The 25,592-nt window shown below is 61.9% G+C and carries 21 protein-coding genes and 1 riboswitch; of the genes, 15 read left to right on the top strand and 6 right to left on the bottom strand.

The features are described from left to right. Window positions 1-147 precede the first annotated feature (147 nt). From AC6I6U_RS00855 to AC6I6U_RS00820, 8 genes are read left to right on the top strand one after another with little or no spacing between them, the layout of a single operon-like run. Window positions 148-1,905 (top strand): carbamoyltransferase family protein, encoded by a 1,758-nt coding sequence (locus AC6I6U_RS00855; protein ID WP_497880209.1) that lies wholly within the window; start codon window positions 148-150, stop codon window positions 1,903-1,905. Further along, on the top strand, window positions 1,889-3,019 hold the full coding sequence (locus AC6I6U_RS00850) for a glycosyltransferase (protein ID WP_497880208.1): 1,131 nt from the start codon (window positions 1,889-1,891) through the stop codon (window positions 3,017-3,019). The genes AC6I6U_RS00855 and AC6I6U_RS00850 overlap by 17 nt, the downstream gene beginning before the upstream one ends. Then, window positions 3,019-3,915 carry an antimicrobial resistance protein Mig-14 gene (locus AC6I6U_RS00845; RefSeq protein WP_497880207.1) on the top strand — a complete coding sequence of 299 codons (897 nt, stop codon included), beginning with the start codon at window positions 3,019-3,021 and terminating at the stop codon, window positions 3,913-3,915. The genes AC6I6U_RS00850 and AC6I6U_RS00845 overlap by 1 nt, the downstream gene beginning before the upstream one ends. Continuing rightward, on the top strand, window positions 3,912-5,324 hold the full coding sequence (locus AC6I6U_RS00840; protein ID WP_497880206.1) for a PIG-L deacetylase family protein: 1,413 nt from the start codon (window positions 3,912-3,914) through the stop codon (window positions 5,322-5,324). The genes AC6I6U_RS00845 and AC6I6U_RS00840 overlap by 4 nt, the downstream gene beginning before the upstream one ends. A gap of 58 nt (window positions 5,325-5,382) precedes the next feature. Then, window positions 5,383-6,267 carry a DUF6625 family protein gene (locus AC6I6U_RS00835; RefSeq protein WP_497880205.1) on the top strand — a complete coding sequence of 295 codons (885 nt, stop codon included), beginning with the start codon at window positions 5,383-5,385 and terminating at the stop codon, window positions 6,265-6,267. Further along, complete coding sequence (locus AC6I6U_RS00830; protein WP_497880204.1) at window positions 6,264-7,418, top strand: glycosyltransferase family 4 protein; 1,155 nt, start codon at window positions 6,264-6,266, stop codon at window positions 7,416-7,418. Before AC6I6U_RS00835 ends, AC6I6U_RS00830 begins: the two co-directional genes overlap by 4 nt. After that, window positions 7,415-8,299 (top strand): glycosyltransferase, encoded by an 885-nt coding sequence (locus AC6I6U_RS00825; protein ID WP_497880203.1) that lies wholly within the window; start codon window positions 7,415-7,417, stop codon window positions 8,297-8,299. Before AC6I6U_RS00830 ends, AC6I6U_RS00825 begins: the two co-directional genes overlap by 4 nt. A gap of 14 nt (window positions 8,300-8,313) precedes the next feature. Continuing rightward, on the top strand, window positions 8,314-8,934 hold the full coding sequence (locus AC6I6U_RS00820; RefSeq protein WP_497880202.1) for a CatB-related O-acetyltransferase: 621 nt from the start codon (window positions 8,314-8,316) through the stop codon (window positions 8,932-8,934). 49 nt (window positions 8,935-8,983) lie between these two features. Here AC6I6U_RS00820 and AC6I6U_RS00815 read toward each other — a convergent pair whose 3' ends face one another. Then, a complete protein-coding gene (locus tag AC6I6U_RS00815; protein ID WP_497880201.1) occupies window positions 8,984-10,843 on the bottom strand; it encodes an O-antigen ligase family protein in 1,860 nt (619 codons plus the stop codon). Between the two features lie 156 nt (window positions 10,844-10,999). Between AC6I6U_RS00815 and msbA the strand changes: the two genes are divergently transcribed. The 4 genes from msbA (at window position 11,000) to hldE (ending at window position 15,824) form a co-directional block, all read left to right on the top strand. Then, on the top strand, window positions 11,000-12,805 hold the full coding sequence (gene msbA, locus AC6I6U_RS00810; protein WP_497880200.1) for a lipid A export permease/ATP-binding protein MsbA: 1,806 nt from the start codon (window positions 11,000-11,002) through the stop codon (window positions 12,803-12,805). Window positions 12,806-12,991: 186 nt separating this feature from the next. Continuing rightward, entirely contained in the window at window positions 12,992-13,696 is a 705-nt protein-coding gene (locus AC6I6U_RS00805; protein WP_497880199.1) for a sulfotransferase family 2 domain-containing protein, read from the top strand. Continuing rightward, entirely contained in the window at window positions 13,689-14,339 is a 651-nt protein-coding gene (gene cysC, locus AC6I6U_RS00800; protein ID WP_497880198.1) for an adenylyl-sulfate kinase, read from the top strand. Before AC6I6U_RS00805 ends, cysC begins: the two co-directional genes overlap by 8 nt. A gap of 63 nt (window positions 14,340-14,402) precedes the next feature. Beyond that, a complete protein-coding gene (hldE, locus tag AC6I6U_RS00795) occupies window positions 14,403-15,824 on the top strand; it encodes a bifunctional D-glycero-beta-D-manno-heptose-7-phosphate kinase/D-glycero-beta-D-manno-heptose 1-phosphate adenylyltransferase HldE (protein ID WP_497880197.1) in 1,422 nt (473 codons plus the stop codon). Between the two features lie 50 nt (window positions 15,825-15,874). On the opposite strand, the gene AC6I6U_RS00790 is transcribed toward hldE, so the two are convergent. The 4 genes from AC6I6U_RS00790 to AC6I6U_RS00775 all read right to left on the bottom strand — a co-directional run bounded on the left by AC6I6U_RS00790 (window position 15,875) and on the right by AC6I6U_RS00775 (window position 19,268). Beyond that, window positions 15,875-16,840: a metal ABC transporter ATPase gene (locus AC6I6U_RS00790; RefSeq protein ID WP_497880196.1), complete on the bottom strand. Its 966-nt coding sequence runs from the start codon at window positions 16,838-16,840 to the stop codon at window positions 15,875-15,877. Between the two features lie 41 nt (window positions 16,841-16,881). Further along, entirely contained in the window at window positions 16,882-17,694 is an 813-nt protein-coding gene (locus tag AC6I6U_RS00785; RefSeq protein ID WP_497880195.1) for an aldo/keto reductase, read from the bottom strand. Next, window positions 17,691-18,866, bottom strand: coding sequence for an NAD(P)/FAD-dependent oxidoreductase (locus AC6I6U_RS00780; protein ID WP_497880194.1), 1,176 nt, complete (start codon window positions 18,864-18,866; stop codon window positions 17,691-17,693). Before AC6I6U_RS00780 ends, AC6I6U_RS00785 begins: the two co-directional genes overlap by 4 nt. Window positions 18,867-18,935: 69 nt before the next feature. Then, window positions 18,936-19,268 (bottom strand): DMT family transporter, encoded by a 333-nt coding sequence (locus AC6I6U_RS00775; RefSeq protein ID WP_497880193.1) that lies wholly within the window; start codon window positions 19,266-19,268, stop codon window positions 18,936-18,938. 108 nt (window positions 19,269-19,376) lie between these two features. On the opposite strand from AC6I6U_RS00775, the gene AC6I6U_RS00770 reads away from it, so the two are divergent. Both AC6I6U_RS00770 and waaA read left to right on the top strand, forming a co-directional pair. Beyond that, window positions 19,377-20,261 carry a LysR family transcriptional regulator gene (locus tag AC6I6U_RS00770; RefSeq protein WP_497880192.1) on the top strand — a complete coding sequence of 295 codons (885 nt, stop codon included), beginning with the start codon at window positions 19,377-19,379 and terminating at the stop codon, window positions 20,259-20,261. Between the two features lie 22 nt (window positions 20,262-20,283). Further along, entirely contained in the window at window positions 20,284-21,567 is a 1,284-nt protein-coding gene (gene waaA / locus AC6I6U_RS00765) for a lipid IV(A) 3-deoxy-D-manno-octulosonic acid transferase (RefSeq protein ID WP_497880191.1), read from the top strand. Between the two features lie 115 nt (window positions 21,568-21,682). Here waaA and AC6I6U_RS00760 read toward each other — a convergent pair whose 3' ends face one another. Next, complete coding sequence (locus AC6I6U_RS00760) at window positions 21,683-23,122, bottom strand: TolC family outer membrane protein (RefSeq protein ID WP_497880190.1); 1,440 nt, start codon at window positions 23,120-23,122, stop codon at window positions 21,683-21,685. Window positions 23,123-23,309: 187 nt separating this feature from the next. Next, window positions 23,310-23,415: riboswitch (TPP riboswitch) on the top strand. A gap of 147 nt (window positions 23,416-23,562) precedes the next feature. Between AC6I6U_RS00760 and thiC the strand changes: the two genes are divergently transcribed. Next, window positions 23,563-25,452, top strand: a complete 1,890-nt coding sequence (thiC, locus tag AC6I6U_RS00755; RefSeq protein ID WP_497880189.1) for a phosphomethylpyrimidine synthase ThiC — start codon at window positions 23,563-23,565, stop codon at window positions 25,450-25,452. The last annotated feature ends 140 nt before the right edge of the window (window positions 25,453-25,592 follow it).

Raw genomic sequence — 25,592 nt, 5'->3', positions numbered from 1 at the left:
ATCGGCCGCTCCCGGCTTGCCGCTAGAGGCTTGTCGCTGCTTTTGCGCTATAATCCCGCCCTTTAGCTGTTTCTCGCCCCTTGCGAGGACACATTTTCTCAAGGCGCATCGCCGCCTGCATGCAGACTTAATAGAGGCTAGACCCCTGTGGCATTGACGATTCTTGGCCTGTCCGGCGCCCTTAGCCATGATCCTTCCGCAGCCCTGTACATCGACGGCAAGCTGATTGCGGCCGCCGAGGAAGAGCGCTTCGTACGCGATAAACATGCAAAGAACCGCATGCCCTACGAGTCGGCGAAGTTCTGCCTGGAGCAGGCGGGCATCAAACCGTCTGACGTCGATGTGGTGGCAATCCCGTTTGCCCCGATCAGCCTGTTCGGCAAGGCTCGCTGGCACTACGCCAAGCGTTACTGGTACGCCCCGGATCGTGCCCTCGATGCGATCCTGATGGGCAACCGCCGCTACAAGCGCTATCGCAAGAAAATTGTCTGGTGCCTGGAGCAACTGGGCTTCGATCCGAAGAAGATCAAGATCGAGCCGGTCGAGCATCACTTGGCCCACGCTTCCAGTGCCTACCACTGCTCCGGCTTCAAGGAGAAGACCGCGATCCTCGGGATCGACGGCAAGGGCGAATACGCCACGACCTTCTTCGGCTACGGTGAAAACGGCAAGATCCACAAGATCAAGGAGTTCTTCGATCCGGACTCGCTGGGCGGCCTGTATGGCGCGATCACCGAGTTCCTTGGCTTCGAAATGCTCGATGGCGAATTCAAGGTCATGGGCATGGCCCCCTACGGCGATGCCAGCAAGTATGACTTCTCGCGGCTGGCTTCTTTCGAGAATGGCGAACTGGTGATCAACACCGAGTATGCCAACGTCATCGGCCTGCGCCGCTACAAGGAAAAGGGCAAGGGCTTCTACTTCTCGCCGAAACTGATCGAGTGGCTGGGTCCGAAGCGCGAAGGCGACATCGCCGACGAACCGTACATCCACTACGCGGCCAGCATGCAGGCGCTGTTCGAGAAGCTCGCGCTGCAGATGATCGACCACTACCTGGGCGACGTCCTCAAGGAAACCGGCAAGCTGGCCTTCGCGGGCGGCTGCGCGCTGAACGTCAAGCTGAACCAGAAGATCATCGCCCGCGATGACCTCAAGGAACTGTTCGTCCAGCCGGCCTCCGGCGATGCCGGCACCGCGGTGGGCGCGGCGGCCTATGTCTCGCATGCCCGCGGCGTGCCGGTGGAGAAGATGGAACACGTCTACCTCGGCCCGGCCTACAGCAACGAAGACGTGATCGCGGCCTGCGCCCGGCATCCGGATGCGCCGAAGTGGCGCAAGCTGGATAACATGCCGGAGCAGATCGCCAAGATCATGGTCGACGGCAACCCGGTGGCCTGGTTCCAGGGCCGCATGGAGTTCGGTCCACGCGCGTTGGGCGGTCGTTCGATCATCGGTTGCCCGAGCGTCGCCGGCGTGGCAGACCGGATCAACCATCAGATCAAGTTCCGCGAGCGCTGGAGGCCTTTCTGCCCGTCGATGCTCGACACCGTCGCGCCACAGATGATCAAGATCGATCACCCGGCGCCGTTCATGACCTTCACCTTCGAGGTGGCCGAGGAGTGGAAGACTCGCGTGCCGGAAGTCGTTCACGAAGACGGCACTTCCCGGGCCCAGGTACTCAAGCGCGAATACAACCCGCGTTACTACGACATGATGAAGGCGCTGGAAGCCCTGACCGGCAACGGCGTGTCGCTGAACACTTCGTTGAACCGTCGCGGTGAACCGATGATCTGCTCGCCGACCGATGCACTGAACATGTTCTTCGGCTCGGACCTGCAGTACCTGATCATGGAAGACATCCTGGTGGTCAAAGACGGCGCGGACGCTTATGACACGCTCGGCTGAGCGCCATGTGCTGCAGTTCTGCCACGGGTATGACGGGCCATTCCTCGATTGTGCCCGTCAGTACGCCAGCCTGTTCAAGGGGACCGGCTACCGGGTGACCACAGTGTTTCTCACCGGGTCCGCCGATGCGGAAGTCGCTGCGGGTTGTGGCTCGGATGAAGTGCTGTTCATGGAGTACAGCTCCAAGGCTATCCGTGGCCTCAAGCTCGGCGCCATCCGCGACCTGCGCAAGATTGCCGCCTCGCGCGACTTCAGTTTCTGCGTCGCCCATCGTTTCAAGCCGATCTATATCGCCTTGCTCGGTACCGCGCTGCCGGTTATCGGCGTGCATCATGCGTTCGGTGACTATGTACGGGGCAGTCGCAGGCTGTTCGCCCATCTGTTTCGCAAGCGCCTGAGCCTGCTCGGCGTCTCCGATGCGGTGCGCGACGAGATGCGCAAGTGCCTGCCGAAGTGGCCGACCGGACGGATTCGCACACTTTACAACCGCATCGACATCGACGCCCTGCAAGCTTCGCAGCTTCCGGCCGCCGAAGCGCGTGCGGCCCTTGGTTTGCCAGCGGATGCCTGGATTGTCGGCAACGTTGGCCGGCTGCATCCCGACAAGGACCAGGCAACCCTGATCCGTGGGTTTGCCCAGGCTGTTGATCGGCTGCCGGGCAACAGCCTGCTGGCGATCCTGGGTACCGGCCGCCTGGAGCAGGACCTGAAGGTATTGGCGGGTGAGCTTGGGGTTGCCGAGCGGGTGCTGTTTCTCGGCCAGGTTCCGGAGGCTCGTCGTTATTTCCGGGCATTCGACGTGTTTGCGCTGAGTTCCGATCACGAACCGTTCGGTATGGTGCTGCTCGAAGCCATGGCCGCTGGTGTGCCGTTGCTGGCTACCGCCTGTGGTGGTGCCCGGGAAGTGGTCGAGGGCGTGGGGATTCTGTTCCCGCTCGGTGATGCCGAGCACCTGGCGCAGGGCCTCCAGCACCTGGCGGCGTTGGACGACGAACAGCGCCTGGCCTGTACCGAGCTGATGCTGGCCAGACTGCATGAGCGGTTCTCGGACCAGGCGGTCCGTGGCACCTTCTGGCAGTTGCCAGCAGTCACCGACCTGACGGCGGAGGCCTGATGCTCAACCTATTCCAGGGTTGGCGCGAGCGTGGTTGGTCGGTGGTGGATGCCGCCACCTACAGCGAAGCCTGGCAGCGTTTCGGCGGCAGCGTCGCGACGCACCCGCTGGTGGTCGAGCGCCTGGCTGGCCTCGCCGCAATTCCGGTGCGCTATCTGGCTTTCGAGCAGGGTGGCGAGCTGAGGGCCGCGATCCCGACCTGGGGGCGTGATCTGGCGCTCTCCAAGGACGTGCTCAAGCGCCGGGGCAAGAAAGGCCTGTTCGATCTGGGCAACGCCGAGCTGATCCTGCCGGCAGCGGCGGGCGCGCAGGCGCCGCTGCGCCACCGCGGCCGTTATCTCTCCGAATTGAACGTCGATCGTTTCAGCGGTCTGCAGGCTCAGGCCGAACAGTTGGCGATGGCGCGGACGCCGGAAGACCTGTCGAAGAAGTTTCGCTACAACCAGCGCCGTGAACTGCGTCTGCTCGAAGAGGCGGGCGGTGTGGTGCGCCCGGTCAGCGAGTTCTCCAGTAGCGAACTGGCGGCGATCTATTGCGACCTGTTCCAGCGGCGCTGGGGCTTCGCCGCGACTGGTGCGGCGCGCATGGCCGAGGTCGTCGAACTGCTGCGCGAACTGCTGGTCGGCTCGGTGATCTTTCTCAATGATGCGCCGATTGCCGTGCAGTTGATTTACCGCGTCGAGTCGCCGGAGTGGATCAGCATCGAATACATCAACGGTGGCGTCGATCCCGAGACCCGTGCCTTCAGCCCCGGCAGTGTGCTGAGCTTTCTCAACACCCAGAGTGCATGGGAAGACGCCCGGGCACGAGGCAAGGCGTTGCGCTTTTCGTTCGGGCGTGCGGACCGTGAGTACAAGGATCGTTGGTGCAACCCCGTGCCGGTGTTCAAGGTATGAGCCGTAAGCAGCAATTGCTCAAGCGTCATCGCCGCAACAAGCGGCTGGCGCTGTTGATTGGCCTGGTCCTGCTGATCGTGGTCGGCCTGCTGGTGGCCTGGTGGTTGCCTCTGGTTCTGGCGGTGCTGGCCTGGGTTGCCCATGAGGCCTGGTTTGCCGATCACCTGTTCTATTCGCCGGGTGACGACTATCAGTATGCCTTTCCCGAAGGCAGTCAGCAGCTGACTGGTCGCCTGGATGCTGGTTTGTTGAGGCTGGACGGGGCCCTTGCGCTGACCGGTGATGAAACCCTGGTACTGGCCATCAGGCTCAAGAGCCGCTGGTTGGGACGCTTCCTCGATCCGGCCGTCGAAATCCAGGACGCGCAATCCGCCGATCGCCAGACCTTCGAGCGCGGCGTCAACGGTTTGCGCTATCTGAACCTGGCTGGCTTCGCACCGGCACTGACAGCCGGTTCGTTGCGCTTGCGTGGGCGTTTCTGTCGCTTGGTGGGTGAGCCGGTGCTGTGGGTTTTTCGCCAGCCGGACCTGCGGCGCCAGCGAGTCATGGTGATCGCTCCCCATGCCGACGACGCCGAGTTGGCGGCCTATGGCTTGTACAGTCAGGCCGATGAAACCTGGATCGTAACCCTGACCGCTGGCGAGATCGAGGCCGAGCATTACCAGTCGATGGGGCTGCCCCGTGCCGACGCGGCTCGCCTCAAGGGGCGCCTGCGGGCCTGGGACAGTATTGCGGTGCCGCGCTGGGCTGGCGTGCCGCAAGAGCATTGCGTGCAACTCGGCTATTTCTGCCTGCAACTGCCGGCCATGCAGGCCGCACCGGACCAGCCGGTGGCGTCCCGTGAAGCCGAGTTGGACGATATTCGCCTGTTCCGCCAGCTCAATCCGTTCCCCTTGCCCGGTGACCACGACGGCGTGCCCAGTTGGAACAACCTGCTGGCCGACCTGCGCGAACTGTTGAGCCGGGCCCGGCCACAGGTGATTGTCCTGCCACATCCCTCTCTTGATCCGCACCCTGATCATATCTGTGCCCAGGCAGCGGTGATGGAGGCCTTGCAGGGTTTGGAGTGGCAGCCGACGACGCTGCTGGGCTATGCCAACCACCTGCATGACAATGATCGCTGGCCCATGGGCGATTCCGGTGCGGGGGTTGCCTTGCCGCCGGTGTTCGATGCCGCGCAGCCGATGCGACCCTACTGCCTGTCGCTGTCATTGGAGCAACAGCGCGACAAGGCCATGGCATTGGGCATGATGCATGACTTGCAGCCGCGTGCGGCGTTCAAGCGCCGACTGCGTCGTTCAATACAGTGGCTTATGGCTAGTAGGGTACAATCCCCCTACGGCGAGAACGAGTTCTTTCGCAAGGCAGTCAGGCGGCACGAGCTGTTCTGGTTGCTTGAGCGGCGGTAACGCCGTCCCCGGGGCATAGCATTGCCCTTGAGCCCCCGATGCCTACAGTGAGTTGCCAATGAGCCGTCCGACCCCACGTATTCTTTTTATTATTCCCTACTTTGGGCGTTGGCCGTTCTGGATGCCGTTCTTTCTGGAAAGTTGCCGGCACAATCCAGATGTTGACTGGCTGCTGTTCAGTGATTGTGGCGTACCGGAAGATACTCCCGCCAACGTGACCATCGAGAGCATGAGTTTCGGAGATTACTGTCAGTTGGTATCGGGTCGGCTGGAGATTGATTTCGCCCCCAAGGCTGCCTACAAACTCTGCGATATCAAGCCGGCCCTGGGCTATATCCATGCTGATCGCCTGCAAGGTTATGATTTCTGGGCGTTCGGCGACATCGACCTGGTTTATGGCAACTTGCGTGAGTATTTCACCACTGAGCGGCTGGCCGGTTACGATATGTTTTCCACTCACGAACGACGGGTCGCTGGGCATTTGTGCCTGATGCGCAATACCGCGCGCAAGCGTGAGGTCTTCATGCAGATGAAGAACTGGAAAGAGCGTTTTACCGATCATGAACATCATGCGCTGGATGAGGGCGCATTCAGCCGTATTTTCCTCTGGCGCAAGAACTTTCCCAAACTTCTGTTCAATCTGGTAGGCAAGTTCAATCCCTGGCGGCGGCGCAGTGAGTTCACAGAGTGTTTCAGCACGCCAGGCGGCGTGATCAAATGGCATGATGGGACCTGTGATTTTCCGAGTCGCTGGTACTGGCGCAATGGGCGCCTGACCAATGACCGCGATGGCGAGCGCTCCTTTCCGTATTTTCACTTTGTGTGCTGGAAGCGCAATGAGTGGTCCAGGCTACCTGAAGCCGACCCCGGGCAAATCCGGCTGCTGGCACGGGAATCGGCGTGGACCATCGATGCGACAGGGTTTCAGCGGGGAGATTTATGAGTCAACGCTTCAAGGTCCTGCAACTGCAGCCGGACTATAACGTCAAGTCGCACGACTTCGCCGACCTGGCCGAACAGATCGTCAAGGCCCTGCCTGTCGAGCGCTTCGAGGTCACGGCGGCGTTCCTGCGTGGGCGTCCCGGTCAGGGTGAGCCTGTGAGCCGGGCTGACCACTCGGTATATTTCGAGTTCTCCGACAGTTCCCTCAAGGGCATGCGCCTCAAGGCAATGTGGCAGTTGTACAAATTCTGCCGTAGGGAGAAATTCGATGTGGTGGTATGCAATCGCTTCAAACCGGTGAACATGCTGCTGCAGCTCAACCGCTGGCTGAAAATCCCCCTGTGTATCGGTATCTCCCATGGTTTTGGCGAGTACGATCGTCTCTATCGACGTAGGCAAACCCAGGGCTTGATCGACAAGCGCTGGCGCTTCGTAGGCGTTTCGCCTGCCGTGAAACAGTACCTGCTGGATTGTCGTTGCGGCTTCACCGACGCCAATACCTACGCGATCACCAACGCGATTGATATCCCGCAGGCCGAGGGCTTGCAGCACTCGCGGGAGCAGGCAAGAGAGCTTCTCGGGCTGTCGCCTTCGGCACGCCTGGTCGGTGCACTGGGCCGACTGGTACCGGTCAAGGGACACACTTACCTTCTGCAGGCATTTGCATCACTCAAGGACAAGTATCCTGATGCCCAGTTGGTGATCATCGGTGCGGGGCGTGAAGAAGAACGTTTGCGGCAGGAGATCAATCGCCTTGGCCTTGATGGCCGTGCCCACTTGCTCGGTTTTCGCGAGAACGCCCTGCAGTATGTCCGCGCATTCGATATCTGGACCATGCCTTCGCTCGCCGAGGGTCTGGGCCTGGCTCTGCTGGAGGGCATGAGCGGGCACCTGCCGGTCATCGCGTCCAGCGTCCCGGCCATGCTGCCATTGATCCAGGGGGCAGGTGGCCTGGCTGTGGAGCCGGCCAATGTGCCTTCGCTGGCAGCAGCCCTGGACAACTACCTCGGTCTGTCGGATGACGCCCTGCGAGCCAAGGGAGAGCAGAGCTACCGCTATCTGCAGGATCAACACGACATCGAGGTATTCCGTCAGCAATACCTGGACTTGATTGAATCAGGCCTGGCCCAGGCTGGTAAGGAACATCCATGACAGACGCCCAGCCCCTGGTGACGGTGATCATCGCCTCGTACAACCACGGCCCCTACATTGAGCAGAGCATTCTCAGCGTGCTCAACCAGACCTATCCGAATATCGAACTGCTAGTGGTCGATGATGGTTCCACCGATGACAGTGTCGAACGTATTCGCCGTCTTCAGGCCGAACATGGTTTCGACTTCCAGGTCCAGCAAAACCAGGGCCTGACCAATACGCTCAACGGTGCCATTGCGCGTTCCCATGGCAGCCTGATCGCTCCGTTCGGTTCCGATGACATCATGCTGCCCGAGCGTATTGCGGTTCAGGTCGCGCACATGGATGGCAAGCCCGAGGTCGGGATCTGTGCGGGCAACATCGAGTTGATCGACTCCGAGGGCAACCTCTTTCCGGAGAAACGCCAGCGCCGTGACGTGCCGTTCCGCCGGCTGGATTTCGACGACATGTTCCTTGAGCGCAAGCCTTATCCTCCTGCTCCCACCTTGCTTATCCGCCGCGAGGCGCTGGATGAGGTCGGCGGGTTCGACCCGCAGATTCGTCTCGAGGATCTGCTGATCGAACTGAAGATCACCCATGCCGGTTACTTCATCGATGGTCTTGGCGTGTTGATGGCGCGCTATCGCAAGCACGCCACCAACTCCTACAAGAATCACCGGTTCATGATCGACAGCATCCTGCGCACCTATGCGTTGTTCAACGATCATCCGCTGTATGATCAGGTGCGCTACAAGTTTCTAAACTCGATGTTCCTGAAAACCTCCAACCGTGACCGCAAGTTGGCTCGCGAATTGTTGGCACAGATTCCGTTCAAGGCCTGGACAGGGAAAACCTGGAAGGCTCTGGGCCGGTTGTATTTTTCCCCGCTGGAAAAAAGCTGAACGGAGCGTGAGGCATGGGCTGGATTCAGCGGTTTCTCGAAAAACGGGCCAAGCGGGCGATCCGCAAGCTGCCGAAGATCGAGCGTGGGGCGGTTCGTTTCAAGCAGCGCTATCCCGGTTATGGTTTTGGCCGGGGAAGCTATGGGCTGCCCCTGGTCCATGACTGGAAGGAAGGTTCGACCCTGAACATCGGCGCCTACTGCTCCATTGCCGAAGGGGTACAGATTTTTCTTGGTGGACATCATCGTGCCGACTGGGTGACGACCTTTCCGTTTCCGGCCATGGTGTCGCAGGCTGCGCATATCGGTGAATACAGCGGTACTCATGGCGACGTCACGATTGGCAACGACGTGTGGTTGTGCTCCAACTGCACATTGTTGTCTGGTGTGACGGTGGGGACAGGTGCGATCGTTGCGGCGGGCGCCCTGGTGACCCGGGACGTGGAGCCTTATGCAGTCGTGGGGGGGAATCCGGCTCGCTTCCTGCGCTGGCGTTTTCCCGAGGAGCAGCGTCAGGCATTGCTGGCCAGTGCCTGGTGGGACTGGCCGCAAGAGGAGCTGTACGGTTTGGCAGACAAGCTGTGCAGCGACGATATCGACAGTTTTCTCGAATATGCCACGCAACGTCGCAACTGACATTCCACAAACGGTCGCGGCACCCTCTGGATGCTGCGACCAATGTCCATCAGGCCCTCGCTGTCTGGGTCAGCAGTTGTGCTTCCTTGCGTAGCGAGGAGGCTGATCGGGCCGAGGCCGTCGCGGCGTACCCCTTGAGCAGTGCGGGCAACTGTTCTTCGAAGAGCCAGCCGCGGTCCTCCTGGTAGCGCTGCATATGCCGCAGGTTGCGCTGTCGCAGTGATTGCCTCAGGGGCGAGGGATAGACTCGCAGATCGGCGAGATCGATCAGGCCAAACTCGCCGCTCTCCAGCAGCAGGACGTTGCCCATATGCAGCGAGCGGAAATAAACGCCCCCTTCGTGCAGTTGCCCAAGAAACCTGCCGAAGCGCTCGACCAAGGCCTCGCGTACCGCTGCCGACCCCATCGATTGCAATACTTGGCGGAGCGTCTGGCCTGGTAGTGGCTGATAGTGTACGGCGGTGCCACCATCCTTGAGATGATAAAGATCGATAATCCCTGGCGTCGGAATGCCCATGCCACGCAGGCGCTCGCTATTCGTCGCAAAGCGTGCCGATTGCGGGTTGAAGCTCCCGGAGCTATAGACGCGACGACGTCGAAATAGCTTCAGGTACTCTCCGTTTTGCAAACACAAGACTTTTGGACCCAGGCCATCCTCTTCGATGGTTCGGGCCCCGCGGGTCAGTTCAGTGAGTTCGCTCGCATCCAGCTGTCGAACGGGTCTGTCCAGCAGGCGCCGAGTACGGCGTGCGACGGTCAGGGCGAGAATCAGTGCCAGGGGCACCCAAAGCAGGTACCAGTGTTCCTTGGGCCGTGACAGCGTTCCCCCCCCTTCGGTAAGCCCAGCACCTATGCCGAATACCAGCCAGCTGGATGCCAGTATGAAGAGCGGTTGTACGCGTTGCTGCCAACTACTCAGCAAGCCCCAGCCAAGCATGAAGATCCATGGCAGGAAACCGATTATCCCGGCATAGAAGAACACGCCCAAGGCAAAGTTGTGGGGTTCGCTCAAGTTGTAACCGGTTCCTGGATCAATGCTCAGTTCGGCGTTATAGCCGTGTCCGATCCAAGGGTGGAAAGCGATCTGCTCCAGGGTCATGCGCCACAGTTCGAAGCGGAACGAATTGCCACGTTCGAAAAGCATTTCGGAAAAGAAGCTGAATACCACAACGCCACATGCCAGCATCGTTCCCAGAACCAGCACCGAACGGCGGTTCCAGCAGATGAAACTCAGCCACAGGGCCGCCAGGGTAAGTGCAACCAGGGGGGTTCGAGAGCCGGTGGCGAGAACGGCACAGAACATGACCAGTAGAGCAGGCAGGCTCAGCAGCAACGTCTGCGGGCGTTTGCAGAGCATGCTCAGGCTCATCCAGTAGACGCAGAAGAAGCCGAAGACATGGGAGCTGAGCAGCGGATTGTCGAAGGCCCCGGCACCCACCATGCGCTGCTCCGGCGTATGGGTTTTCCAGAATATGTAAAGGTTGTACAGGGTCGCGCCGAGGCCGATGATGGCCGCGCTGAAAATCAGTGGCTGCAGGCTGTCCGGGCGATAGCGCACCAGCAGGGTGCAACCGATGAAGAGCATCAGGGTGTGCAAAGGCGGCTTGGTGTCGCCCCAGGCGCCTGCTACTGGTGGGCTCCAGAGCAGGCTGAGTATGGTCCACAGGACGAAGGCCGTGATGGCGATGAACAGCGGTTCACGGATCAGTTCCTTGAGTTCCCGGGGGCGTAGGAGCAGGGCGACCAGGGCTGGTGCACTGAACAGCGCATAGTAGATCTTGTGGTGCACGCTGCGACCCGGCAGAAAGAACATGTCGCTTAGCAGCAACAGGTAGCCTAGGGGCAACAGCCAGAGACAGATGAAATCGAAAACTCGATTGGAGGCGTTATTCAAGCCACTGAATTGCATGCTGAAAAATCTTTCCGAAAGATGAAAGGCCATACTAACGTACTGGCTATTCAATGTCGTCCACCGGGACGGCGGGGACCTTGAGCCAAGCGGCAGTCAGTACAACAGAGAAGCTGTGCTAAAGTCAGCCTCCTTTTTCAATTACCGCCGCGTGACATGACCGACTCCAGTCTCTCTGCAAGCCCGTCGAGCTTGAAAGTCTACTTCCGCCTCCTGAGCTATGTACGGCCCTATATAGGCCTGTTCTCGCTCAGTATCGTCGGTTTCCTGATTTTCGCTTCGACGCAGCCAATGCTGGGTTACATCCTCAAGTACTTTGTCGATGGCCTGTCCAATCCTGAAGCCGCGCTGTTCCCCAACGTGCCTTATCTGCGTGACCTGCAATTGCTGCAGGCCGTGCCGCTGCTGATCATCCTGATTGCCGCCTGGCAGGGCCTGGGTTCTTACCTGGGTAACTACCTGTTGGCCAAGGTATCCCTTGGGCTGGTCCATGATTTGCGGGTTCAGTTGTTCAACAACCTGCTGACCCTGCCAAACCGGTATTTCGACCAGCACAACTCCGGCCATCTGATTTCACGTATCACTTTCAACGTGACCATGGTGACCGGCGCCGCGACGGATGCGATCAAGGTCGTGGTTCGTGAGGGCATGACGGTGATTTTCCTGTTCGTCTCGTTGCTGTTCATGAACTGGCGCCTGACGCTGGTCATGGTCGCTATCCTGCCGTTGATTGCGGTGATGGTTCGCACCGCGAGCAAGAAGTTTCGCAAGCAGAGCAAGAAAATCCAGGTCGCGATGGGCGATGTGACCCATGTGGCTTCCGAAACCATCCAGGGTTATCGCGTCGTACGCAGTTTTGGGGGCGAGACCTACGAGCAGAAGCGCTTCCTGAATGCCAGCCAGAGCAACACCGACAAGCAGTTGCGCATGACGCGTACCGGTGCGATCTATACACCGATGCTGCAGTTGGTGATCTACGTTGCGATGGCAGTGCTGATGTTCCTGGTACTGTACCTGCGCGGCGATGCGTCGGCAGGCGACATGGTGGCCTACATCACCCTGGCGGGTTTGCTGCCAAAACCGATCCGGCAACTGTCGGAGGTCAGTTCGACCATCCAGAAAGGCGTGGCGGGTGCCGAGAGCATCTTCGAGCAGTTGGACGTCGCCCCGGAGATCGATCACGGTACCATCGAGCGGGACAAGATCGAGGGTCGGCTGGATGTGCGCAATCTGAGCTTTACCTATCCGGGAACCGACCGCCTGGTGCTGGACGACATTTCGTTCAGTGTCGAACCGGGCCAGATGGTTGCCCTGGTGGGGCGCTCAGGTAGCGGCAAGTCGACCTTGGCCAGCCTCATTCCGCGCTTCTATCACCATGAGCAGGGCGAGATCCTCCTGGATGGGGTCGAGGTCGAAGACTACCGCCTGCTTAACCTGCGTCGGCATATTGCCCAGGTGACCCAGCATGTCACGCTGTTCAGTGACACGGTGACCAACAATATCGCCTATGGTGACCTGGCGGGCGCGCCTCGCGAGGATATCGAGAAGGCCGTGTGCGATGCCTACGCCAAGGATTTCATCGATCAGTTGCCCAAGGGGCTGGATACCCAGGTCGGTGAGAATGGCGTCCTGCTGTCGGGTGGGCAACGTCAGCGGCTGGCGATTGCCCGGGCCCTGCTCAAGAACGCGCCGCTGTTGATTCTCGACGAGGCCACGTCAGCACTCGATACCGAATCCGAAAGACATATCCAGGCCGCGCTGGACAAAGTCATGAAGGGACGCACCACGTTGGTGATCGCTCATCGCCTGTCGACCATCGAGAAGGCTGACCTGATTCTGGTGATGGACCAGGGACGTATCGTCGAACGTGGCACCCATTCGCAGTTGCTGGAAAAAAATGGCTTTTACGCACGGCTGCATGCCATGGGGCTGGACGAGTCGCTTCCGGCTGGAATCGCCTGAGTCAGGGTGTCGGGAGCGACCTGTCGCTCCCGGGCAGCTCCGGCGTGCAATGCGCTGGAGGTTTGTATCTAAATATTTACCCAGCTTGACCATCGCTAAATACTTCCTGGTACCCGAGATTGTTATGGTTCGGCAACGAATCATTGATATCAACGGAAGGGCCATCCCTTCCGCGCAGGTACTGGAATGTTGCAACGTTACCTATGGAAGCTGATGCCCAAGGCTCAGCGAGAATTCCTGCTGGGGCGCCTGTCCATCGTTGACCGCCAGGTCGTCAATAAGGTCATGTCCGGCAATGTTCAGTTTCCCGACTTGTTCACCGAGCATGCCTGTCTGTTTATTCACGTTCCCAAATGTGCGGGTAGCAGCGTGTGTGGCGCATTGTTTGGCGGTTGGCATCCTGGGCACCTGCCGCTGCATTGGTATGAACATCATTTTCCCGAACAGTATGCTAACAGCTTCAAGTTTGCCTTCGTGCGCGAGCCCCTGGAGCGTGCCTACTCGGCTTTCGCCTTCCTGAAGGGAAACGAGCCGTGCCGACGGGATATGTCGGCGCAGAACCTGGTGAGTGCCTATCGCGATTTTGATGATTTCGTCTATCGCTGGCTGCACCCCGAGAACATCAGGAAGCAACTGCACTTCGCTCCCCAGACGGATTTTCTCGTCGGTTCGCTTGGGCATGTGGGCTTGGATTTCATCGGTCGCCAGGAACATCTGGAGCAGGACTTTCAATCCGTCTGCGAGCGCATCGGAGTCTCATCGGGCCTGCCTCACCTCAACCATTCACGCCAGCGCCGCTCGGAGCCAGTGAGGGAGTTCTGTTCAGTAAGAACCCGCCGACTGATTCGCCGCGTCTACCAGCGAGACTATGAGCTACTGGGCTATGAATAGACTGGCAACCATTCCTCTGGAAAAACCGCAGATCCGCCCTTACACCCTGGCGCTCTCCACGGTCGAGCGGGCGGCGATCAAGCACCAGCGCCCATCCTGCATATGGCTTACCGGGTTGTCGGGCGCCGGCAAGTCGACCCTGGCCAATGCCCTTGAGCTGCGGCTCAATCAGCTTGGCCTGCATACCTTCCTGCTTGACGGCGATAACGTACGCAACGGCTTGTGCAGCGACCTGGGCATGTCCGCGAAGGCTCGCAAGGAGAATATCCGGCGGGTGTCCGAAGTGGCCCGCCTGATGGTCGATGCCGGATTGATCGTGATCGTCTCGGCGATCTCGCCGTTTCGTGCCGATCGCGACCTGGCCCGTTCATTGTTCAAGCCCCGGGAGTTTTCCTGTGTCTATGTCAGCACGCCGTTCGACGTCTGCTCCCGACGCGACCCCAAGGGCTTGTACAAAGCGGCCCTGGCCGGGCAGATCAAGGATTTCACCGGTCTCGACAGCCCTTATGAGGTGCCGCTGGATGCCGATTGCGAAGTCGATACCACATCGATGACGCTGGAGGCTTCGACCCAGCTCCTGCTGGACTTCCTGGTCAATAAACGTTCAATTGCCACGGGCGAAGCCACTCACTTGAAGCCATAGGCTAGCCAGCCGCAACCCTGTGTTAATATCGCGCCCCTGTTCATTTTGTATGTGGGTTGCTCCATGAAGTTGTCCATGCCGCGATTCGATCAAGCCCCTGTCTTGGTGGTCGGCGATGTCATGCTCGACCGTTACTGGCATGGTGGTACCTCACGGATTTCCCCTGAGGCGCCGGTGCCGGTAGTCAAGGTCGAGCAGATCGAAGACCGCCCGGGCGGTGCTGCCAACGTTGCCCTGAACATTGCCGCGCTGGGTGCGCCGGCGTCCCTGGTGGGTGTCACCGGCGACGATGAAGCTGCCGACAGCCTGAGCAACAGTCTCAAGGGCGCAGGCGTGCGGGCCTTGTTCCAGCGCATCGCGCACCAGCCGACCATCGTCAAACTGCGGGTCATGAGCCGTCACCAGCAACTGCTGCGTATCGATTTCGAAGAGCCGTTCGCCACAGACGCCCTGGCACTGGGCGCCGAGGTGGATGGCCTGCTCGAAGGCATCAAGGTGCTGGTGCTGTCCGACTACGGCAAGGGTGCACTGAAGAACCACCAGGCGCTGATCCAGGCGGCGCGTGCGCGGGGCATTCCCGTACTGGCCGATCCCAAGGGCAGGGACTTCTCGATTTACCGCGGAGCCAGCCTGATCACGCCGAACCTCAGCGAGTTCGAAACCATCGTCGGCGGTTGTGCGGACGAGCACGAACTGGTCGCCAAGGGCGCGCAGCTCATGCAGGACCTCGACCTGGGGGCCTTGCTGGTCACCCGTGGCGAGCACGGCATGACCCTGCTGCGTCCCGATCATCCGGCCTTGCACCTGCCGGCCCGGGCCCGTGAAGTATTCGATGTGACCGGTGCCGGCGACACGGTGATTTCCACTCTGGCGGCGGCGATTGCCGCGGGCGAGGAGTTGCCTCATGCGGTGGCCCTTGCCAACCTGGCGGCGGGCATTGTCGTTGGCAAGCTGGGGACAGCGGCCATCAGTGCTCCGGAACTGCGTCGTGCGATCCAGCGTGAAGAAGGCTCCGAGCGCGGTGTGCTGGGGCTTGAGCAGTTGCTGCTGGCCGTGGATGACGCCCGCGCGCACAACGAGAAGATCGTCTTCACCAACGGCTGTTTCGACATTCTCCATGCTGGCCATGTGACCTACCTGGAGCAGGCACGGGCCCAGGGTGATCGGCTGATCGTCGCGATCAACGACGACGCCTCGGTCAGCCGCCTGAAAGGCCCTGGCCGGCCGATCAACAGCGTCGACCGGCGCATGGCGGTCCTGGCCGGTCTCGGCGCGGTGGACTGGGTGATCAGTTTCCCGGAGGGTACGCCGGAAAACCTGCTGGCCCAGGTCAGGCCCGATGTGCTGGTCAAGGGCGGTGACTACGGTATCGACCAGGTGGTCGGCGCCGACATCGTCAAGGCCTATGGCGGCACGGTGAAAGTGCTGGGGTTGGTGGAAAACAGCTCGACCACGGCGATCGTCGAGAAGATCCGCAGCAACTGATAGCTGGCGGCGTCTCCAGTCTTATCCTGTAGACGCCGGCCTGCTTGCTGTCAGTGCCCGGCCTTGGCCGGTACGATCTTGCGCAGGATCTGCCGTGCCCTGCCGGTCAGACGCTTGAGCTTCGAATCCTTTTCCGGTTCTTCCAGGCCTTGTTGGCGGACCCAGTCCTTCCAGCGAACCCGCTCATCGCGCACCAGCCAGCCGTCCTGGCGGGCGAAGCTTTCCGCCAGGTACAGGCCACGTGTGCTGGCCGCAATCAACTGATCCTTTTTCAAGGTATACAGTTCGGCACAGGGCTGGCCGTCCTTCAGGGGCATCAGGTACAGGTCGGGGCGGGAGCGGTCCAGTCTCGCCACCAGTTCATCGTTTTCCAGCCGTTCGTCGACATGAAACAGGCTCAGGGACTTCGCTTCCCTGGGCACGTCCAGTCGCAGGTCATAGATCAGTTGCAGCGACGCGGTGGGCAGGTGTACATAGGCCCGTGGTCGCTCCATCAGTTGTTGCACGCCGCAGCGCACGGGCAGTGCCGACCCCGACAGCGGCGTCAGGCGAAACGGCAGGGCCTCGCGATAATGCAGCGCGGCGGAGTAGGGGGCCGGCAGCCAGGTGTCGTTGAAGCGCCCGGTCAGCCAGCCCTCCGGTGTTTCCAGCAGGCATTCCTCGGCGATTTCCTGGATGGCGGTGTGCAGTGGCAGGTTCAGTTCCTGGGCCGGGACGTAACCGGAAATCAGCTTGAGCACCACGTCGCCGCGGTCCTGGCGGCGTTGACGGACCAGCACCCAGTAGTCGCGGTTCTGCCAGTGCAGGGTGAGTCGTACCGAAACCCCGAGGTTGGCCAGCTCCAGGGCAAAGCGCCCGGCGTCGGCGACAGCCACCGGCTTGCGCTTGTGCAGGATCTGCGCGAAGTTCAGCGGCATCCCGACGCTCTGGTAGCTCAGGCCTTCGGGAGTCGCTTCGACGAACAGGGGCAGGGTCTTGAAGTTGCTGGGGTTCTTTCTGATCAGTGTTCGCGGCATGTCGGCTCCTTCTTGCGTCGGGGTCGGCCGCGTGGGCGGCATCAGTTCTGGCGAATGACCCGGGCTACGGTTGCAACGTTATGGGCGAGGTGCAGCGGATTGATGGTACCGACGATAGCACTGGCCACGCCGGGGTGTTCAAACAGCAACTCGAAACTGGCGCGTACCGGGTCGACGCCAGGACTCAGGCAGGCGTGACCGCTGGCCAGGGCCTTTTTTACCAGAATCGCCTTGCCATGGGCAGCCGCATAATCAATGACCGGTCGTTCGGCCTGTTCGTTCAGATTGTAGGTGATCATCGCGCAGTCGCCCTGTTCCAGAGCCTTCAGGCCGCCCTCGACGGTTTTCCCGGAAAAACCGAACGCGCGGATCTTGCCTTCGCGCTTGAGCTCGGCGAGTGTCTGGTAGACATCGCTCTGTTCAAGGATCGCCAGGTCGTTGCCGTCGGAGTGCACCAGCACCAGGTCGATGAAATCGGTTTCCAGGCGTTGCAGGCTGCGCTCCACGGAGAGCCGCGTATGCCCGGCGCTGAAGTCGTGGCGCGATTGGCCAGCCTCGAATTCCTCGCCGACCTTGCTGACGATCACCCATTCATGACGTTGCCCGCGCAGCAACGGGCCGAGTCGCTCCTCACTACGGCCGTAGGCCGGCGCGGTGTCGATCAGGTTGATCCCCAGGTCGCGGGTCAGCTTGAGCAACTGGCGCGCCTCGTCGTCGTCGGGAATCTGGAAGCCGCTGGGGTATTTGACGCCCTGGTCGCGGCCCAGCTTGACGGTGCCCAGGCCCAGTGGCGAAACGTTCAGGCCGGTGCTGCCCAGCGGGCGATGCAGTTCGTGCAGGGTGGGCAGGCTCATGGCAGCAGTTGCTCCCAGGCGGTTTGGGTGATGGCCGGGCGCGGCAGTTCGGGCAGCGGGGATGGATGGCTAGGCTGGATACCGTCGCGCTGCAGGCTGGCGAGCACCCGATCAGCGAAGTCCGGTGCCAGCGCCAGCTTGGTTGGCCAGCCGACCAGCAGGCGTCCCTCTTCGGCGAGGAAGGCGTTGTCCGGGCGGGTCAGGCCCGATTGCCGGGGTTCGGCGCGATCGACCCGCAAGGTGGCCCAGCGGCTTTGGCTCAGGTCGATCCACGGCAGCAGGTTGCCGATTTCCTTGCGTGCCTCGGCAATCTGCTGGTCGCTGTCACGTGCCACGCCTTCGGCCTCGGCAATATCACCGCCAAGGTACCAGACCCACTGGCCATCGGCCGCCGGGTGGGTCGTCACGGTGATCCGTGGCTTGGGTCCGCCGCCCAGGCAGTGGGCGTACAACGGCTTGAGGCTTGGCCCCTTGACCAGCACCATGTGCAGTGGCCGTGTCTGCATGGCCGGTTGGCTCAAGCCAAGGGCGGTGAGCAGTTCGGCATTGCCGGCACCGGCACTGAGGACGATGCGCTGGGCGCGGATCTCGCGCTCATCGACGCGCAGGCCAACCAGTTGATCGTTTTCTCGCAGCGGTTCGATTTTCTGTCCGGCCAGCAGGCCGTCGCCGGCCAGCTCGGCCAGGCGCTCGATCAGGCTGGGAACATCGACCACCAATTCGGCCAGGCGGTAGACCTTGCCCTTGAAACGTGGGTTCTGCAGCGCGAGTGGCAATTGCTCGCCCTTGACCTGGTCGACCCGGCCACGTACGGCCTTGCTGGCGAAGAAGCTGGTGAGGTTGCCGGCCAGGGTCCCGGGGGACCAGAGGTAGTGTGCCTCGGACAGCAGGCGCACGCCGGACAGGTCGAGTTCGCCGTTGCCAGCCAGGGCCTCGCGCCAGCGCCGCGGCATGTCCGCGATGGCTTCCGAGGCGCCGGTGAGTGCACCGTGCAGCGCATACTTGGCACCGCCATGGATGATGCCCTGGGACTTCACGCTCTGGCCACCGCCGAGGCTGGCGCTCTCCACCAACACCGTCGAAAAGCCCTGGCGGCGCAGGCGCGCATTCAGCCAGAGACCGGCGACGCCGGCGCCGACAATCAGGACATCGGTGGAAATAGCGGATGGCATGCAGCGACCTCGGTTGTTCTGACTAAGGCCGCAGTATACAGGTTCAGGGGAGGCGTCGACGGCCCGCCGTCAATGCCCGGCGGTTTTCGAGAACAGTTGGATCACCACCACGCCCAGGACGATCAGCGCCATGCCGAGCATGGCCGGCATATCCAGTTTCTGGCCGTAGAGGAACAGCGCGGCCACGCTGACCATCACGATGCCCATGCCAGCCCAGACCGCGTAGGCCACGCCCACCGGCACGGTGCGTACCACCAGGGTCAGCATCCAGAAAGCCGTGGCGTAACCGGCGATGATCAACGTCAGCGGTAGCGGCGTGCTAAGGCCCTTGACCGCTTTCATGGACACGGTGGCGATGACTTCGGCGCAAATGGCGATGGCGAGATAGTAGTAGGCGTTCATGAAATGGTCTCCCCGGTCTTTGGCCTGCTGATGAGGTGGGCATTTTAGCCATTGGTCAGATGGGGTAAAGTCATTACCTATCTGTAATGAAGATAGGTTGGTTTCGACATGCAATGGAACCTGGAACAGTTGCGTCTGTTCGTCAGCGTCGCCGAGCAGCGTTCGTTTTCTGCAGTAGCCCGGCATCAGCGCAAGGCGCAATCGGCGATCAGTTCGGCGATTGCTTTGCTCGAGGACGACCTCGGCGTGCTGCTGTTCGAGCGTAGCAGCGGGCGCCAGCCGCGGCTGACGGAGGCGGGTGAGTCGCTGCTGGAGGAGGCGCGTGAGGTGCTACGCCAGTGCGAGCGCCTCAACGGTCGAGCCCTGGCCCTGGTGCGCGGCCAGGAGGCCTGCCTGCGCCTGGCGCAGGATGAAGCGATGCCCTATCAGTCGGTGGTCGACAGCCTGGAGGCGTTGGCCAATCGCTTCCCCAGCCTTGAGGTGCAACTGACCAGCGCGGCCCAGGGCGATGTGGCGCGCAAGCTGGTGGAGCGGCGGGCCGACCTGGGATTGCTGTTCTACCACGACCAGATTCCCGAGGCCCTGGAGCGGCGGGTGCTGGGCAGCATCGAAATGGTCACGGTATGCGGTGTCGGTCATCCCATGGCGGCGCTGGCGAAGGTCAATTGCCAGCAACTGGCGCAGCATCGGCAGTTGCTGATGTCGACGCAGTCGAGTGTCTATCCCGGCAGCGAGGCGGCCAGCCCGCAGGTGTGGCGTGCCGACAGTTTCTACGTCATGGCCGAATGGTTGATTCGCGGCCTGGGCTGGGCCTGGCTGCCGCGTCACGTGGTGCAGTATCCGACGTACCAGGGGCAGATGGTCGAATTGGCGAGCGAGTGGACGCCACCTGCGCTGGTGGTCGAACTGGTCTGGCGCCGCGACGATCCACTGGGGCCGGCGGGACGTTGGCTGGCGGAGCGTTTTGCCGAACACTTGCAGGCGATCGGCTGAAAACACAGTAAACTCCGCCGCCATGAATAGAACTCTCTACACCTTGCTGTTTCATCTGGGGCTGCCATTGGTGGCGGTGCGTCTGTGGCTGCGGGCGCGCAAGGCGCCGGCCTATGCCCGGCGGATCGCCGAACGTTTTGCCCGCGGCCTGCCGCCAATGCGCCCGGACGGAATCTGGGTGCACGCCGTCTCGGTGGGCGAGAGCATTGCCGCCGCACCGATGATCCGGGCGCTGCTGGCGCAGTATCCCGGGTTACCGATTACCGTGACCTGCATGACGCCCACCGGCTCGGAGCGGATCCAGGCGCTGTTCGCCAATGAACCGCGGATCCAGCATTGCTACCTGCCCTACGATCTGCCTTGGGCAGCGGCGCGTTTCCTCGACACCGTACGCCCTCGGCTCGCGGTGATCATGGAAACCGAACTGTGGCCCAACCACATCCATCAGTGTGCCCGGCGAGGAATCCCGGTGGCGCTGGCCAATGCGCGGCTGTCGGCGCGCTCGGCCAAGGGGTATGCGCGTTTCGCCCGGCTGACCCGGCCGATGCTGGAGGAAATGAGCCTGATCGCGGTACAGACCGAGGCCGAGGCCGAACGCTTCCGGCAACTGGGCGCACGGCCCGAGACCGTAGAGGTCACTGGTTCGATCAAGTTCGACCTGAGCATCGACCCGCAATTGCTGGCGCGCGCCGCCGAACTGCGTGAGCAGTGGCAGGCCCGGCAGCGCCCGGTGTGGATTGCCGCGAGTACCCATGAAGGCGAGGACGAGGTGGTCCTGGCAGCGCACCGGCAATTGCTCGGCAATTACCCGGATGCCTTGCTGATCCTGGTGCCGCGGCATCCCGAACGGTTCAACAGCGTCTTCGAACTCTGCCGCCAGCAAGGTTTCACCACGGTCCGGCGCTCGACCGCTGAGCCGGTGGGGGCGCAGGATTCGGTGTTGCTCGGCGACACCATGGGCGAGTTGCTGTTTCTCTATGCGTTGGCCGACAGCGCCTTCGTCGGCGGCAGCCTGGTACCCAATGGCGGGCACAACGTGCTGGAGCCGGCGGCCCTGTGCAAGCCGGTCCTGAGTGGGCCGCACCTGTTCAACTTCCTCGAAATCGCCGCGCTGATGCGCGACGCCGGTGCCTTGCAGGAAGTCGATGATGCCGAAGGCCTGGCGGTGGCGGTGCGGCGCCTGTTCGAATTGCCGCAGGATGCGCGCCGGATGGGCGAGGCGGGCCTGAAGGTGATGCAGGCCAACCAAGGTGCCTTGAAACGGCTGTTGGATGGGCTTGGGCGTTTACTGTCTGAGACACGCTGACGGCTCTCTGCTGTGGGAGCCGGCGCCCCGGTTTATCCGCGGAGTTTTCTAGCGGCCTTGAGGGCCCTTTCGCGGATGAATCCTGCTCCCACGGTCTGTGTTCCCCCAGCCGCTGTCAGCGCTCCGATGGCGCCTTGAGGTTGGCCGCCGCGGCTTTCGCCAGATCCGGTGGCAGGAAGTCCTTGTCCGGGTTGTAGTCGGCCTTCAGGTAGCGCGCCAGGGCGCTCAGGTCTTCCGGGCTCAAGGTTCCCGCCGCCTGTTTCAGGCGCAGGTTGTCGAGGATGTAGTCGTAGCGGGTGTTGTTGTAGTCGCGGACCGAGGTGTACAGCTGGCGCTGGGCGTCGAGTACGTCGACGATATTGCGTGTTCCCACCTGATAACCGATCTCGGTCGCCTCCAGTGCACTCTGGTTGGAGATGATCGACTGCTTGCGGGCCTGAACCTGTTCCACGTCGGTGTTGACCGCGCGATGCAGGTTGCGGGTGTTCTCCACCACCTGCCGGCGCAGGGCCTCACGCTGCTGTTCGGTCTGGCTCAGCCGCGAATAGGATTCGCGCACCTGTGAGCTGGTCAGGCCGCCGCTGTAGAGCGGGATGTTCAGTTGCAGGCCGACGGTGGTCTGTTTCACCGGGCCGCCATAGTTCTGCCCCAGGGTATTGGGGTTGGTCAGGCCGAAGCCGTCGTTGTCGCCGGCCTGGTACTGGGCGACAGCGTCGAGGGTCGGCGCGTGGCCGGCCTTGCGCTGCTTGAGGGTTTCCTCGGCGGCGCTGACCGCGTAGTTGCTCGCCAGCAGGTTCAGGTTCTGCCTGGCGGCGGTATCGACCCAGGCCTTGGCATCATTCGGCGTCGGAGCCAGCACCGGCAGGGTGTGGACGATGCCCTGGATCGAGTTGTACTGGCGGTTGGTCAGGGTGATCAGCGCTTCGAACGCGTCCTCGACCTGGCGTTGCGCGACGATGCGGTTGGCCCGCGAGGTGTCGTAGCTGGCCTGGGATTGCAGGACGTCGGTCTTGTCCGACAGGCCGACGTCGAAGCGTTCGTTGGATTGGTCCAGCTGGCGCTTGAAGGCTGCTTCCTCGGCCTTGGTCGAGGCCAGGGTGTCCTGGGCACGCAGCACGGCGAAGTAGCTTTCGGCGCTCTGCAGGATCAGGTTCTGTTCGGTGGCCGAGAGTTGCAGCGCAGCCTGTTCGTTGACGTCCTTGGCGGCCTGGAGCTGGAACCAGCGGTCGGCGCGGAAGATCGGCTGGCTCAGGGTCGCCTGGTAGACATTGGCACTGCGGCTGGTGGTCGCCGAAGGGCGATCAATCGAGGTGTGGACGTTGTTGCTGCTGGCGCTGGCCGAGAGGTTCGGCAGCAGGCCGGCGCGGGCCTGGGGCACGACTTCCTTGCGTGCGTCGTAGTCGGCGCGGGCGGCGGCCAGGTCGGCGTTGTTGTCCAGGGCTTCCTGGTAGACGCTGACCAGGTCGGTCCTGGTCGACAAGGGCGCTTCAGCTGCCCAGACCAGTCCGTTGGTCGCACAAGACACGGCCAGGGCCAGTGATAGTTTGCGCAGCATGAGGCGATCCTTGGAATGAATATTACGGTTGTAATTCGGGGCCGAGGCTAATGCGCGCGATGTGCAGCGTCAAGCCGTAGGCGAGTGTAGTTGCCGCCGGGTTTCGCAACAATCCTGCATATCGGCCATTTATCCAGACGAAGGCGAGGGTGGTGGCGTTCTGTCGCAGTCTTGGTCTACACTCGGCGCGTTCTTGTCGGGGTGCCTTGCTATGAGGCTGAGATCGGATAATTCCGGATCCCGTTGAACCTGATCAGGTTAGCGCCTGCGTAGGGAACAAGATTGCTCGTCTCCCGGCGAGTCCTCTTGTGCTGCGTCCGGGGTGTTGTTCGACAATCGAACAACGTTCGTCCGGGCAAGGCACAGCGCCGCTCATGGTGCGTCCGTGCAATTCAGGTTCGTCCCGACAATCCACCTGGATGCAGTCTGGAGAGCCCGTGATGAGTACAAGATTAAAAGACGCCGCGAACCTCAGCGATTCGGCCAAGGTCGACGAGCAGTCGGTGCAACCCTTTCCCCGCTCGCAAAAAATCTACGTCCAGGGCTCGCGTCCGGATATCCGCGTGCCGATGCGCGAAATCAGCCTCGACGTGACCCCGACCGACTTCGGCGGCGAGATCAACGCGCCGGTGCTGGTCTACGATACTTCCGGCCCCTACACCGATCCGAACGTGACCATCGACGTGCGCCAGGGCCTGGCCGATGTCCGCTCGCCGTGGATCGACAGCCGCGGCGACACCGAGCGCCTGGCCGGCCTGAGTTCGAACTTCGGCCAGCAGCGCCTGGCCGACCCGGAGCTGACCAAGCTGCGTTTCGCCCACGTCAACAATCCGCGCCGGGCCAAGGCCGGGGCCAACGTCACCCAGATGCACTATGCCCGGCAGGGCATCATCACCGCCGAGATGGAATACGTTGCCATCCGCGAAAACCTCAAGCTGCAGGAAGCCCGCGCGGCCGGGCTGCTCAAGCAGCAACACGGTGGCCACAGTTTCGGCGCGAGCATTCCGAAGGAGATCACTCCCGAATTCGTCCGCGAGGAAATTGCCCGCGGCCGGGCGATCATTCCGGCGAACATCAACCACGTGGAGCTGGAGCCGATGATCATCGGCCGCAACTTCCTGGTGAAGATCAACGGCAACATCGGTAACAGCGCCCTGGGTTCATCTATCGAGGAAGAAGTGGCCAAGCTGACCTGGGGCATCCGCTGGGGTTCTGACACGGTCATGGACCTGTCCACCGGCAAGCACATCCACGAAACCCGCGAGTGGATCATCCGCAACTCGCCGGTACCGATCGGCACCGTGCCGATCTACCAGGCGCTGGAGAAGGTCAACGGGGTGGCCGAGGACCTGACCTGGGAGCTGTTTCGCGACACCCTGATCGAACAGGCCGAGCAGGGCGTCGACTACTTCACCATTCACGCCGGCGTGCTGCTGCGCTATGTGCCGCTGACGGCCAAGCGGGTTACCGGGATCGTTTCCCGTGGCGGCTCGATCATGGCCAAGTGGTGCCTGGCGCATCATAAGGAAAACTTCCTCTACACCCACTTCGACGAAATCTGCGAAATCATGAAGGCCTACGACGTCAGCTTCTCGCTGGGCGACGGCCTGCGTCCGGGGTCGATTGCCGACGCCAACGACGAAGCGCAGTTCGGCGAGTTGGAAACCCTGGGCGAATTGACCAAGATTGCCTGGAAGCACGACGTGCAGTGCATGATCGAAGGCCCGGGCCACGTGCCGATGCAGTTGATCAAGGAGAACATGGACAAGCAGCTGGAGTGCTGCGACGAGGCGCCGTTCTACACCCTCGGCCCGCTGACCACCGACATCGCGCCAGGCTACGACCACATCACCTCCGGCATTGGCGCGGCGATGATCGGCTGGTTCGGGTGCGCCATGCTCTGCTACGTCACGCCCAAGGAGCACCTGGGCCTGCCGAACAAGGATGACGTGAAGACCGGGATCATCACCTACAAGATCGCAGCCCATGCGGCAGACCTCGCCAAGGGCCATCCAGGCGCGCAGATCCGCGACAACGCCTTGAGCAAGGCGCGCTTCGAGTTCCGTTGGGAAGACCAGTTCAACCTGGGCCTGGACCCGGACACCGCGCGGGCGTTCCACGACGAAACCCTGCCGAAGGATTCGGCCAAGGTCGCGCATTTCTGCTCCATGTGCGGGCCGAAGTTCTGCTCGATGAAGATCACCCAGGAAGTCCGTGAATACGCGGCCAACCAGCGGATCGAGGCGGTTGACGTGGATGCTGCCCAAGGCATGGCGGAGCAGGCCGAGCGCTTCAGGCGCGAGGGTAGCCAGTTGTACCAGAAGGTCTGACCTGAGCCGGACCCCTGTGGCGAGCGGGCTTGTCGGATCGCCGCACCGCCGCGCTGGGGCGTGAAGCGCCCCTGAAACCAGGCAGCCCGGTGTATCAGATACGCCGGGTTGTCCGTTTTTACGACTGCGTCGCAGTCGAA

The organism is Pseudomonas sp. UTLPPB19802, assembly GCF_059730225.1.
The sequence above is the reverse complement of the archived record's forward strand: the minus strand, read 5'-3'. Positions and strand labels throughout refer to the sequence as shown.